Here is a 12147-nt window from a genome sequence, read left to right as displayed (position 1 = left end):
TCTATCAGGACTCGTATAGACTATCCAAGTCGTCAAAAATGGCAGCCTCAAACTCGTCGTCTAAACGTTCCTGCCGCTCACTCAACGATGCATATATTGCGGCTATATCGCGTGCGAAGTCCATGTAGGGCGGTTGTTTTGCAGCGATCATCACACTTTCTGAAAACTGGCTATAGCTCGAAGCTGTTTGCGTCACTTTGTAGTTCGGCGTCTCTCGCGCGGGCCAAGTGGGCTGACCCGCGGCCATGGCTGCGCCAACGGCAAAAGCCAAAGCGCCAGTAGCTGTCTGTGATACTTGGGTAAGTGCTATGTTATTCATATGTCGGCCCCATTTCTTGAATAGTCTGCTCGGTTAAGCAACTAAAGAACTTCTCCTTATTTGACTGCCTAAGGGCTTCAAGTCCATCGGCTAGGCTATCAGCAAAGGTTTGGATATTAGAAGCGTTTACCGTCCTGATTGAATCTATATCTACGAGGACACCGGAAACCGCACTTCCATCAATGTGTCCGTTTGCCCCGGTAGCAATAGAAAGAATGTGCACCACATCGTCTTCTCTGCGATGGACTTGAAGAGTGACGTGCTCACTGGTCACCTCAATATCGCCAAGCTTTATGTCCATCGAAATCTTTTTGATTTGCTCTTGATACGTTGGTGCTTGGATCAGATTGACATACTTGACCGAATATCGCTCGATAGAACCTGGTAGTCCAATTTTTGCAACGCGTGACATTACATCCAATATGACTGGTTTGAAATTGGGCCATTTCGGATAGGGCAACCTACAACTCACGATAACATTTCGGTCGCCAAGCAAGATCGAGAAACCGCTAATTTCCACACGCTGAATTGGCATAAACTGTAGGTTCGGGTCATCCTGTCTCATTGGGAAGGGCAAATCCGCAGCAGGTAGACGCACAACTTTTGCCTCTTTGCCAAAGTCATGAAGCAAGAAACCGGGGAGAATGTCCGCGAGCGGCGGCACGCCGTTAAGGCGCACTTCAAAAACAGCATCGACCAAAGGTTCGTGCTCAAGTTGTTTTGGAAGCAGTGACATCGTTCTCCCCGTTATGCAAGCGTGTACACATTCAACACTCTAGTGGCAAGGAAAGTCTAGTGTGAGCACACTACAGCTTGAGAATTATTTTGTATTCGGCACAAGGCATAGCAAGCGGGCTTTTTGCTGCCACCCAGTATAACTAAGTGGCCCAACTGCCGGTGGCAGTCATAATAGCTAAACACCCCCCTACCCCTTCCAAACCTCCGGCGTCACGTAGACCATGCCCTCGTCCACGCTGACCATGACGTCGCCGTCCTGAATGTTGACCTGCATCTTCATGGCACGGCTGGCCAAACCGGCGAGCGCTGTGGTCTCGGCCTCGGGCAGGCCCACGACGGACAGGTTGTCGAACCGGGTGGTGCTGCCCTTGACCTTGTCCCACCAAATCTCTGCCGGGCGGCCGCCATAGGCGTAGACGATGACCTTGCCCGATTTCGCACAGGACTGGCGCAGCACTTTCTCGGACGGCAGGCCAAGGGCGATCCAGACGTCGAGCTCCCCGCTCAGGCTTTTCTGCCAGATGTCCGGCTCATCATCGGTGGACAAACCCTTGGTCATCTCCAGATGCTCGTCCGCGTTCAGCGCAAAGGCCACGAGGCGCACCATCAGGCGTTCGTCGGTCTCGGACGGGTGTTTGGCCACGGTCAGTTTGTGGGTTTCATAATAGTGACGATCCATGTCCGACACGGTGAGTTCGACTTTATAAATGGTGGCATTTTGCGCCATGACGGGCCCCAGACCTTGAAAGATTGGGATGCCTACTGCGTCTGGAGGCTGCGGGAAAGCAGATAGACCGGATGTCGCGCGCAAAGGTGTCGGACACAGTGACGAAAAAGGCGGGGCACGGGGCCTCATTTTCCTCTTGCACCCTGCTGCGACACGCACTAAATCCCCGCCTACCAGATTGGCAGCGCGGGCGTAGCTCAGGGGTAGAGCATAACCTTGCCAAGGTTAGGGTCGGGCGTTCGAATCGCCTCGCCCGCTCCAATCCGGTCACATCGATGGCAGCGCGGGCGTAGCTCAGGGGTAGAGCATAACCTTGCCAAGGTTAGGGTCGGGCGTTCGAATCGCCTCGCCCGCTCCATCGGTCTCCTTTCCAACCATGTGCAGTCACACCCCCACTTGGCGGGGCGCGTTGGCGCGCCTATAAGGCCGCGACACCATGAAGGAGAGGCGATATGCGCAGCGCCACAGTGACCCGCACCACAGTCGAGACCAAGATCACCGTCGACGTGACCCTTGACGGCACCGGTCAATACGACAACCAGACCGGGATCGGGTTTTTCGACCACATGCTGGACCAGCTTGCGCGCCATTCGCTGATCGACATGACAGTGCGCTGCGAGGGCGATCTGCACATCGACGATCACCACTCGGTCGAGGATGTGGGCATCGCGTTGGGTCAGGCCTTGACCCAAGCCATGGGCGACAAGCGCGGGATTGTACGCTATGGGTCGTGCCTTTTGCCGATGGACGACGCGCTGGTGCGCGCAGCTCTTGACCTGTCAGCGCGGCCCTTCCTTGTGTGGAACGTCGATCTGCCGACCGTCAAGATCGGCACCTTTGACACGGAACTTGTGCGCGAGTTCTTTCAGGCGTTCAGCACCCATGGCGGCATCACCCTGCATGTCGACATGCTGCACGGTGTGAACAGCCACCACATCGCCGAAGCCGCGTTCAAGGCGGTGGCCCGCAGCTTGCGCGATGCGTTGGAGGTCGATCCCCGCAAGGCGGATGCGATCCCGTCCACCAAAGGGGCGCTGTAACCCGTGCTGACAGCGATCATCGACTACGAAAGCGGCAACCTGCATTCCGCCGAAAAGGCGTTCCAACGCATGGCACGCGAGGTCGGCGCAGGTGATGTTGTGGTGACCTCTGACCCTGACGTGATCGCGGGCGCAGACCGGCTGGTCCTGCCCGGCGATGGCGCCTTCCCGGCCTGCGCTGCGGCATTGCGTGCCTCTGGGGCGTTTGCGGCTATGGTCGAAGCGGTCGAGATCAAGGCGCGGCCGTTTCTGGGCATCTGTGTCGGCATGCAACTCATGGCGCGCGAAGGGCTGGAATATACGCCCACCGACGGTTTGGGCTGGATCGACGGCGTGGTCGAACGGATCGTGCCCGCTGACGCCCACATGAAAGTGCCGCATATGGGCTGGAACGATCTGGTGATCGACACCGCCCACCCGGTGCTTGCAGGGGTTGAGACAGGCGAACACGCCTATTTCGTGCATTCCTATCAAATGCGCGTCGACACCGCGTCGCAGCGCGTGGCGCATGTCGAATACGGTGGCGACGTGACTGCCATCGTGGCGCGCGACACCATGGTGGGCTTCCAGTTCCACCCGGAAAAAAGCGCCGCCACCGGATTGCGGATGATTACAAACTTCCTGCGTTGGACGCCCTGAGCTGACCAAAAGCGCAGGAACTGGGTCGTTCGCGGCCCGGCCAAACGGCAGGGTGATGTCCTGTAACCGGGACATCACCATGACCGAAACTATCTTCGCCCTGCTGATCTTTCTCTTCCCGTTGGCCTACAGCCCCGGCCCCGGCAATATGCTCTTTGCCGCCAATGGCGCACTGTTCGGCTTTCGGGCCACGCTGCCAGCCTCGGCAGGCTATCACCTGGCCACTTGGTTGATGACATTGGGCGTAGGTCTGGGGCTGACGGGCCTGTTCGAGACATGGCCCCTGTTGTTCCCGGTTCTTAAGACGGCAGGCGCGATCTATGTGCTCTGGTTGGCTCTCAAGCTATCTCGCGCAGGGGCGACCACAACCACGCAAACAGCGCGCCCGGCTTCCTTCAATGATGGCGCGGTGTTGCTGCTTCTCAATCCCAAAGCCTATGTCATCATCGCTTTGATGTTTTCACAGTTCCTCTCGCCCACGGAGCCGCATGTTTTTGCCGCCGTCATGGTGATCACAACCGTGTTCACACTGAACAACCTGCTGGCCTTTTCGACTTGGACGCTGATCGGAGACAGGCTTGCCCGCGCATTTCGCGAGGATCGAAGCGCAATCTGGCTGAACAGGGGTTTCGCCGCTGTGTTGGCCGGCGTCGCCATCTGGATTTTACTTTCGTGAGGACCGTTTCAACAAACCATGTCCAGCAGCAAAACCTCGCCCATGGTTTCTTTGGGCCTCAAATACCTTGGGGGGTTTGGGGGGCAAAGGGGGGTTTGGGGGGCAAAGCCCCCCAGCGGATCGTGGGGGCGCAGCCACCGCGACACACAGATCACTTCACGCGCGTCCAGGTCTGACCGCGACAGATACCCAATACGCAGCCTTCAACCTTCAACTGGTTGCCGCTGAGCGTCATCTTGGAGTTATACGTCTTGTCCCGGTCCGGGGCCCAGATCTTGCCGCCCTTGTAGGCACCATCACCGGCGGGCTTCATACCCCAAATCATCTGCTTGCCGATATTGGGCGACGCGATCTTCTTGCCGCTGGCGTCATAACCCTGCCCCAACACGCCGCAGATGTCCGCGCCGCAGGTGCTGATGGTGACCAACCCGTAATTGCCGTCATCGCCCGGCTGGGTCTTCCACGTGCCTTCCACCGGATCGGCAAAGGCGGCGCTGGCGGCCAGCACAAGGCCTGCGGCGAGTGTCATCAATTTCATCTCTGTCTCCTCCCTCAGAGTGGTACAAAAACTCTGACCCGAGCTTGCAAATCCGATCAAGATTGACGCTGGGTCGCGTTGCATGTGCCGTTCCGTCATGTCAAAGCGCGGGGGAATTCTGACCGGAGACCGCACCATGATCCTCTATCCCGCCATCGACCTCAAAGACGGACAGGCCGTGCGCCTATTGCGGGGCGACATGGAGAAATCCACCGTGTTCAACGACGACCCCGCCGCACAGGCGATGGAGTTTGTCGAGGCGGGCTGCGAATGGCTGCATCTGGTCGATCTGAACGGTGCCTTCGCAGGTGAACCGGTGAATGCGGCGGCGGTCGAGGCAATTCTTGATCGCTGCAAAGTACCTGCGCAATTGGGTGGCGGGATTCGCGATATGGCGACGATCGAGCGCTGGCTCGACAAGGGATTGCAGCGCGTGATCCTCGGCACGATCGCGGTCGAGAACCCCGATCTGGTCCGCGAGGCGGCACGCGCATTTCCGGGCCATGTGGCCGTGGGCATCGACGCGCGCAACGGGCGTGTGGCGACCAAGGGCTGGGCCGAAGAAACCGACGTGATGGTGACTGATCTTGCCCGCTCGTTCGAAGACGCAGGAGTCGCCGCGATCATCTACACCGACATCAACCGCGACGGCGCAATGCAAGGCCCGAACGTGGAAACCACCGCAGAGCTGGCGCGCGCCGTGTCGATCCCCGTCATCGCTTCCGGTGGCGTTTCGTCACTTGACGACCTGATCGCACTGCGGGATTGCGGCGCAGGGCTCAACGGCGCGATTTCTGGCCGCGCGCTCTATGACGGCGCCCTCGACCTGGCAGAGGCGTTGGCGGTGTTGCGCGCCTAATTGCTGCCCGCATCGGTGAATTTTGCCAAGGCACCCGCCATCGTCTTGAGATATGCCGCATCCTCGGAAACACCGCCGAGCTTGCCCAGCATCGCCACAGGCTCTTCATAAACGATCTTGGTGCCGCCCATCGCGTCTTCATAGACCAAGACCTTGAGCGGCAGGTAAAGCCCAGCGGCCGGATCATCCTTGATTGCAGGCGTACCGACCTTTGGGCTGCCGAAGATCAGCAATTGCGACGCGCCGATATCTTCTCCGATGGACACGGCCCCTGCCCCGTGATCGACGCGGGCAAAGACTGTTATTCCGGCCCCTTCCATCGCGGTGACCATCGCATCCACGGTTTCGGTCACGCTCAGTGCACTGTCCTTGCGCATCAGCCCATTGTCACCTGCACTGGCAGTTGTGGCTGCCAAGGCCAGACCGGCGGCGAATAGTAGGTGTTTCATCTGTGTCCCCTTTGGCTGTTGACGTCGAAGGTCGACCAAAAGGGGATCACTTAATATGCACGTTGGCGTGACTAGCGCGGGACCGCTCAGATCGACCCGGCTTCGACCATGTAATTGTTGGCCGTACACATCGCCGCATCATCCGAGGCAAGAAACAGCACCATCCGGGCGAGATACACGGGCTCAATCAGGTCTGGCAGGCACTGGCGGTCGCGGTGCTTTTCCAACGCCTCCGGTTTGGCCCACAGATCTTTCTGCCGCTCGGTCATGACCCAACCGGGAACCACGGTGTTGACCCGGATGCGATGCCCCCCCAGATCGCGCGCCATGGTGCGGGTCAGGCCATGCACGGCGGCTTTGGCCGTGGTGTAGGCGGGCATGTTGCCGACCGCTTCCCACCAGCTGTTTGACCCCATGTTGATGATCGACCCGCCACCGGCGTCGATCATATCGGGGGCGACGGCCTGAATGGCAAAGAACATGTGCCGCAGGTTGGTCGCCTGACGTTCGTCCCAATATTCGGGCGTCACCTCGCGCCAGTCGTGGCGGTCATCGCGTGCTGCGTTGTTCACCAACACCTGCGCCGGGCCAAGCGTGGTTTTCAGTCTGCCAAACGCCTCTTGCAACGCCGCAATGTCGCGCAGATCGGCCTGTTCCCACGCCACCGTGCCTTCGGTCGCCTCTGCCAACGCCTGCGCACCATTTGCGTCCAGATCGACAAAGCCAACCTTCGCGCCCTGCGCCGCAAACGCCTTGACGATCTCAGCCCCGATGCCCGACGCGCCGCCGGTGATGAACACGGTTTTGCCACTCAGGCTCGGATAAACTGCGAATTGATCAGACATGGGACCCTCCTCTTTCCTTGGCCCAAGGCATAATGCGCAACGCGCAGGCTTCACAAGCGGCGATCTTCGGGGTACGCGATGGCCCATGTTGAAGACCCGCATCATTCCCTGTCTCGATGTCGCCGATGGCCGTGTGGTCAAGGGCGTCAATTTCGTCGATCTGCGCGACGCCGGTGACCCGGTGGACGCCGCCCGCGCCTATGACGCGGCAGGAGCAGACGAGATCTGCTTTCTCGACATCCATGCGACCCATGAAAACCGGGGCACGATGTTCGACGTCGTCACCCGCACGGCGGAACAGTGCTTTATCCCGCTGACCGTGGGCGGCGGGGTGCGCACGGTGGCGGATGTGCGCGCGCTGCTGCTGGCAGGGGCCGACAAGGTGTCGTTCAATTCCGCCGCTGTCGCCAACCCGGATGTGGTCGCCCAAGCGGCGGATCAGTTCGGCAGCCAGTGCATTGTGGTCGCGATCGACGCAAAGACGGTCAGCCCCGGCAAATGGGAAATCTTCACTCATGGCGGGCGCAAGCCCACCGGCATAGACGCAGTGGAATTTGCCAAGACCGTGGTCACCAAAGGGGCGGGGGAAATCCTGCTCACCTCGATGGATCGCGATGGCACCAAAGCCGGGTTCAACCTACCCCTCACCCGCGCGATTTCCGATGCTGTGGATGTCCCGGTGATCGCGTCCGGCGGCGTCGGCACGCTGGATCACCTTGTCGAAGGTGTGACGATGGGTGGCGCCAGCGCCGTGCTGGCCGCATCGATCTTCCATTTCGGCGAATACACAATTGGCGAGGCCAAGGCCCATATGGCCGCCGCAGGCATCCCTGTGAGGCTGACATGACCCTTGAAGAGCTGGAACAGATCGTCGCGACCCGCGCAGCTGCCTCCACGGACGAAAGCTGGACCGCCAAACTGCTGGCCAAAGGCCCGGAAAAATGTGCCGAGAAATTCGGCGAAGAATCCATCGAAGCCATCATCGAGGCCATCAAAGGCGATCGATACCGGCTGACCTCGGAAGCCGCCGATGTGCTGTTCCACCTTCTGGTGATGCTGAAATCCCGCGATGTGGCGCTCGCCGATGTGATGGCGGAACTCGCCCGCCGTCAGGGACAGTCTGGCCTGCAGGAAAAAGCCAACCGTTAAAAGGTTCTTTGGGCTGCAAATACCTCGGGGTTTGGGGCGTCGTCCATTGGGCTTGAACCAATGGTGCACTAACGGACGAGCCCAAGCGTTTCCGTCAACGGAAACGCACGATGCGTGGACGCATCGTCCGCCCGGCTTCACAGCTTGGACGAGATGATCCCGGTGTTGAACCCGCCCATGCGCAGTTCTCCGAACAGCCGCTGATATTCGATCTTGGGGCAGCGGTTCATCACAACGTCCACCCCCCGCGCCTCGGCCTTGGCAGCGGCCTCGGCATGCTCGACCCCGATCTGCATCCACACGGTCTGCAAGTCCGGGAATTGTTCCAACGCCTCATCCACGATGGGCGGCACCGCGTCCGAGCGGCGGAAGATGTCCACCATGTCTACCTTGGCGTCGATCTCGGACAACGAAGCCTTGACCTCGGCCCCGAACAACCGTTTGCCGGCGTGACCGGGATTAACCGGGATGACTGTGAACCCCTTAAGAGACATGTAGCGCGCAACATAGTAGGACGGGCGCACCGGGTTAAGGGACACGCCCACCACGGCGACGGTTTTGGTCCGTTTCAGGACCGTGCGCAGGAAATCATCGGAATAGCTCATACGCTCTGTCTAGCCTGTCACGCGGCAAAGAAAAAGCGCCCAAGGAGACCTTGGGCGCAAGTGTTGGAACGAGGGACAGTGTAGGTGCATCGGGTGTTCCACTCCCGTGCTCCTTGAAATTGAGTTAGGCACGATTTTCGCGGTTTAAAGAGAGAAACCGAGGGTTTTGGTCACATATTCGTCAGCAGTCAGGGGACAAGCGGCTCGGACACAACCTGTGGCTGCGTAACGTGCAGCGTTTCGTGTATTCGTTCCGAAGGATCATCCCCGACACGACGCGGGCGTCGGTAGAGAAACAGCTTGCCCCAGCCCTTCCAATTGCCCGAAGACGGCGCGTGCACATTCTGCGGAAACCGCTGACGCCATCCCTCTGGTAAGGGCAAGCCCACCGTTTGGGCCCGATCGAGCATCCAGACCAAGGGGATGTTCGCCAGCGGGCGCGCCTCTTCGTGACCGCGCAATTGCCCGCCGATGTCTCCGTGAACTCCCTTGAACCAGACCTGTTCCACATGTCCGCTCCAGCCCGGAGGGCAGGACCACAGCACCGGTTCATAGGCCATGCGCCGTTCGTGATAGGCCAGCGCCTGAAACCCATGCTGAATCGATGGACCAAGCTGGTCGTTGTGGAACGCGTGTTTGTCATTGGTGAATCGCCACAGCACCGGCAGGCGCATCCCCAGCGCCTTGACCGTGTCCCAGACGCCCAGCACCGAAATCACCGGTGCGTCATGGCAAAAGCGCTGCACAAAGGCGCGCACCGTGTCCCGGTCGGCGGGATAGCGATAGAGGCGATAGGCCTGCCGGACATTGCGTTCAGTGGCATGTTCGGCGCGCAACAGGCCAATCGTGTCGATGGCCCCGGCAAGCGACCGCACGGCATAGGCGCCACGGGAATACCCGAAGAAAAAGATCCGGTCCCCCGGTTGATAACGCGACGCAAGAAAGCCGTAGGCGCGGCAGATCTGGCGGTTGATGCCGCGACCGACGGCGATGTCGGACGCGCTGCGCCAGTCGGACCATTGGAGGCCTGATTCGTAGTAGATCGACAGATCGCCCCCAACCTCTTGCAGAAGGCGGTACAGGCACCCGGCATTGGTCTCGTAGCCCGGTTCGAGCGAGGACAACGTGCCATCCAGAATGACAACATGAACCCGGGCACCTCGACGTGCCGAAACCTTGGACTGGCCCGTGGCGACCGTGCCACGGAACCAGCCGATTATCCTGTCACTCAGCCGCGATGCGCGCATCCTGCAACATGCCCCAGACCCGTTGCGGCGTGAACGGCATGTCGGCCTGCCGCACGCCGCGCTGCCACATCGCGTCCTGCACCGCGTTGGCGACAGCAGCCAGTGCACCGACGGTGCCCGCCTCGCCGCAGCCTTTCATGCCCATCGGGTTGGTGACCGACGGCGTCGCTTCTGTGGTGAACCCGATCATGGGGATATCATCGGCGCGCGGCATCGCGTAGTCCATGAACGTTGCCGTGAGCAGCTGCCCGTCCTCGTCATAGACCACCCGCTCGGTGAGCGCCTGACCCAGCCCCTGCGCCACCCCGCCGTGCACCTGACCTTCGGCCAGCATCGGGTTGATGAGATTGCCGAAATCGTCAACGACGGTGTAGCGGTCGACGGTCACATGGCCAGTGTCCGGATCGATCTCGACCTCGGCCACATGCGCGCCATTGGGGAAGCTGCGGGCGTCTAGCGTGATCGTGGCATCAAACGTCAGAAGGTCCGTACGACCCGCCTCACGCGCCATCTGCGCCACTTCGAGCATGGTCGGCGTGACGTTCGATGTGCCAACGCGGAACTGTTCGTCGTCAAAGCTGATATCGCCCTCGTCGACCCCCTGCTGGTCTGCAAGGAACGCGGTGAAGGCGGTGACGATCTTTTCGACCGCCGCCAGCGTCGCGGTGTTCTGGATGGTCACCGAGCGTGAGCCACCCGTTCCACCGCCGCGTGCGATCAAATCGCTGTCGCCCTGCACAAAGCGGATCATGTGAGCTGGGATCCCCGTCTGATCAGACAGGAACTGCGTGAACACGGTCTCGTGCCCCTGCCCGTTCGACTGCGTGCCGACATAGATCGACGCGCCGCCATCCTCGTCAAACGTGACCTTCACGTCCTCGACAGGCGCGCCAAGGATGCTTTCAATGTAGTAGCACAAGCCAAGGCCGCGCAGCTTGCCCTCGGCCTCGGATGCGGCGCGGCGGGCGTCGAACCCTGCACGGTCGGCAAAGCCTTCGGCACGGGACAGCACGCGGTCGAAATCGCCCACGTCATAGGTTTCGCCCGTGGTGGTCTTGTAGGGAAACTGGTGCGGCTTGATGAAGTTGATGCGGCGCATTTCCCACGGATCAAGGCCCAACTCGCGCGCGGCGCGGTCCATGACCCGTTCCAGCAGGTAGATCGCCTCGGGGCGCCCCGCGCCGCGATAGGCATCGACAGGCGTCGTGTTGGTGTAGACGCCTTCGACCTGCAACCAAGAGGTTTGCACGTCATAGACACCCATCAGAACCTTAGAGAACAAGCTGGTCTGGATGGCCTGCGCAAAATGCGAATTATAGGCCCCCATATTGGCCACCGTCTGCACCCGGTAGGCGGTGATGCGGTTGTGTTCGTCAAAGGCCAGTTCGGCGGTGTGGCGCAGATCGCGGCCAGCGTTGTCCGCGAGCATCGCCTCGGTGCGTTCCGACATCCAGCGCACCGGGCGGCCCAGCATCTTGCAGGCGATGGCGGTCAGGAAATTCTCGGGGTGCGGCATGCCCTTCATGCCAAAACCACCGCCAGTGTCAGGGTTGGTGACGCGGATGTCCGCTTCGGCCATGTTCAGAACACGCGCCAGCTGTTTCTTGTGCTCCCACACGCCTTGCGCGTTGATCGCCACATGCAGCCGGTCGCCCTCCATTTCGGCATAACAGCCGCGCGGCTCCATTGCGTTGACGATGATGCGGTTGTCCTCGACATCGAGGCTGACCGTACGGTGGGCGGTCTTGAACGCTTCGGCCGTCGCGGCCTCGTCCCCCATGCCCCAGTCGAAGGCCACGTTCCCCGGTGCCTCGGTGTGCAAAGCTTCACCTCCCGAAGCGAGCCCCAGATGCACGGGTTTGTCGGTATAGTCGAATACGATGAGTTCTGCCGCATCGCGCGCCGCCTCAAGGCTATCGGCAACGATAAAGGCCAGCGCTTCACCCACATAGCGCACGGTGCCCGAAGCAAGGATGGGGCGGAATGGCGATGCGCCCATCGACCCGTCACGATTGGGCACCGTTGTACCCCACAGACCTTGGGTAAATCCCGCCTCGTTGAGGTCCGAAGCTGTCAGGACAAGATGCACACCCGGCACCTCGCGCGCGTCAGTCACCTCCAGCGTGTCGATATCCGCATGGGCGACAGACGACCGAAACACGTAGCCACGCAGCGCGCCTTCCGGAGCGATGTCATCGACATAGCGCCCTGTCCCATTGAGAAACCGCACATCCTCGACCCGTTTGACCGGTTGTGACTTGCCAAATTTATCCATGTTTCCCTCGCGCGTGTGACCTTGGTCTTTCGGCAGGGACA

At 60.4% G+C, this 12147-nt stretch carries 15 protein-coding genes and 2 tRNA genes; 8 read left to right on the top strand and 9 right to left on the bottom strand.

Annotated elements, in window-relative coordinates:
- Positions 1–4: 4 nt before the first annotated feature.
- The 3 genes from ACK3EW_RS05645 to ACK3EW_RS05635 all read right to left on the bottom strand — a co-directional run bounded on the left by ACK3EW_RS05645 (position 5) and on the right by ACK3EW_RS05635 (position 1784).
- Positions 5–319: a hypothetical protein gene (locus ACK3EW_RS05645; protein WP_493808798.1), complete on the bottom strand. Its 315-nt coding sequence runs from the start codon at positions 317–319 to the stop codon at positions 5–7.
- Positions 312–1055 carry a TIGR04255 family protein gene (locus tag ACK3EW_RS05640; protein WP_493808797.1) on the bottom strand — a complete coding sequence of 248 codons (744 nt, stop codon included), beginning with the start codon at positions 1053–1055 and terminating at the stop codon, positions 312–314. The genes ACK3EW_RS05645 and ACK3EW_RS05640 overlap by 8 nt, the downstream gene beginning before the upstream one ends.
- Before the next feature lie 189 nt (positions 1056–1244).
- Complete coding sequence (locus ACK3EW_RS05635) at positions 1245–1784, bottom strand: YaeQ family protein (RefSeq protein WP_493808796.1); 540 nt, start codon at positions 1782–1784, stop codon at positions 1245–1247.
- A 186-nt stretch (positions 1785–1970) separates the two neighbouring features.
- Here ACK3EW_RS05635 and ACK3EW_RS05630 point away from each other — a divergent pair.
- The 5 genes from ACK3EW_RS05630 (at position 1971) to ACK3EW_RS05610 (ending at position 4139) form a co-directional block, all read left to right on the top strand.
- A tRNA-Gly gene (locus ACK3EW_RS05630) sits at positions 1971–2045 on the top strand.
- Between the two features lie 22 nt (positions 2046–2067).
- Positions 2068–2142: transfer RNA gene (locus ACK3EW_RS05625), tRNA-Gly, on the top strand.
- Positions 2143–2236: 94 nt separating this feature from the next.
- Positions 2237–2824, top strand: a complete 588-nt coding sequence (gene hisB, locus ACK3EW_RS05620; protein ID WP_493808795.1) for an imidazoleglycerol-phosphate dehydratase HisB — start codon at positions 2237–2239, stop codon at positions 2822–2824.
- Positions 2825–2827: 3 nt separating this feature from the next.
- Positions 2828–3463, top strand: coding sequence for an imidazole glycerol phosphate synthase subunit HisH (hisH, locus tag ACK3EW_RS05615; RefSeq protein WP_493808794.1), 636 nt, complete (start codon positions 2828–2830; stop codon positions 3461–3463).
- Between the two features lie 79 nt (positions 3464–3542).
- Positions 3543–4139 (top strand): LysE family translocator, encoded by a 597-nt coding sequence (locus tag ACK3EW_RS05610; protein ID WP_493808793.1) that lies wholly within the window; start codon positions 3543–3545, stop codon positions 4137–4139.
- A 151-nt stretch (positions 4140–4290) separates the two neighbouring features.
- On the opposite strand, the gene ACK3EW_RS05605 is transcribed toward ACK3EW_RS05610, so the two are convergent.
- On the bottom strand, positions 4291–4677 hold the full coding sequence (locus ACK3EW_RS05605; RefSeq protein ID WP_439120306.1) for a DUF2147 domain-containing protein: 387 nt from the start codon (positions 4675–4677) through the stop codon (positions 4291–4293).
- Positions 4678–4813: 136 nt separating this feature from the next.
- On the opposite strand from ACK3EW_RS05605, the gene hisA reads away from it, so the two are divergent.
- Positions 4814–5536, top strand: a complete 723-nt coding sequence (hisA, locus tag ACK3EW_RS05600) for a 1-(5-phosphoribosyl)-5-[(5-phosphoribosylamino)methylideneamino]imidazole-4-carboxamide isomerase (protein ID WP_493808792.1) — start codon at positions 4814–4816, stop codon at positions 5534–5536.
- Here the strand turns inward: hisA and ACK3EW_RS05595 are convergent.
- Together ACK3EW_RS05595 and ACK3EW_RS05590 are read right to left on the bottom strand one after the other, a co-directional pair.
- Positions 5533–5985 carry a DUF302 domain-containing protein gene (locus ACK3EW_RS05595; RefSeq protein ID WP_493808791.1) on the bottom strand — a complete coding sequence of 151 codons (453 nt, stop codon included), beginning with the start codon at positions 5983–5985 and terminating at the stop codon, positions 5533–5535. The two genes, hisA and ACK3EW_RS05595, sit on opposite strands and share 4 nt — an antisense overlap.
- 86 nt (positions 5986–6071) lie before the next feature.
- The gene (locus ACK3EW_RS05590; RefSeq protein ID WP_493808790.1) at positions 6072–6830 is read right to left on the bottom strand and encodes an SDR family NAD(P)-dependent oxidoreductase; all 759 of its coding nucleotides are present in this window, start codon (positions 6828–6830) and stop codon (positions 6072–6074) included.
- 85 nt (positions 6831–6915) lie between these two features.
- Between ACK3EW_RS05590 and hisF the strand changes: the two genes are divergently transcribed.
- Both hisF and ACK3EW_RS05580 read left to right on the top strand, forming a co-directional pair.
- Positions 6916–7677: an imidazole glycerol phosphate synthase subunit HisF gene (hisF, locus tag ACK3EW_RS05585; RefSeq protein WP_439120309.1), complete on the top strand. Its 762-nt coding sequence runs from the start codon at positions 6916–6918 to the stop codon at positions 7675–7677.
- Positions 7674–7979, top strand: a complete 306-nt coding sequence (locus tag ACK3EW_RS05580) for a phosphoribosyl-ATP diphosphatase (RefSeq protein WP_493808789.1) — start codon at positions 7674–7676, stop codon at positions 7977–7979. The genes hisF and ACK3EW_RS05580 overlap by 4 nt, the downstream gene beginning before the upstream one ends.
- A 137-nt stretch (positions 7980–8116) precedes the next feature.
- On the opposite strand, the gene ACK3EW_RS05575 is transcribed toward ACK3EW_RS05580, so the two are convergent.
- From ACK3EW_RS05575 to ACK3EW_RS05565, 3 genes are all read right to left on the bottom strand, one after another.
- Positions 8117–8584: a CoA-binding protein gene (locus ACK3EW_RS05575; RefSeq protein ID WP_493808788.1), complete on the bottom strand. Its 468-nt coding sequence runs from the start codon at positions 8582–8584 to the stop codon at positions 8117–8119.
- Between the two features lie 188 nt (positions 8585–8772).
- Entirely contained in the window at positions 8773–9831 is a 1059-nt protein-coding gene (locus ACK3EW_RS05570; RefSeq protein ID WP_493808787.1) for a T6SS phospholipase effector Tle1-like catalytic domain-containing protein, read from the bottom strand.
- Positions 9809–12106, bottom strand: a complete 2298-nt coding sequence (locus ACK3EW_RS05565) for a xanthine dehydrogenase family protein molybdopterin-binding subunit (RefSeq protein WP_493808786.1) — start codon at positions 12104–12106, stop codon at positions 9809–9811. The genes ACK3EW_RS05570 and ACK3EW_RS05565 overlap by 23 nt, the downstream gene beginning before the upstream one ends.
- Between the last annotated feature and the right edge of the window lie 41 nt (positions 12107–12147).

Source organism: Marivita sp. NO-S04 (genome assembly GCF_059070475.1).
The sequence above is the reverse complement of the archived record's forward strand: the minus strand, read 5'-3'. Positions and strand labels throughout refer to the sequence as shown.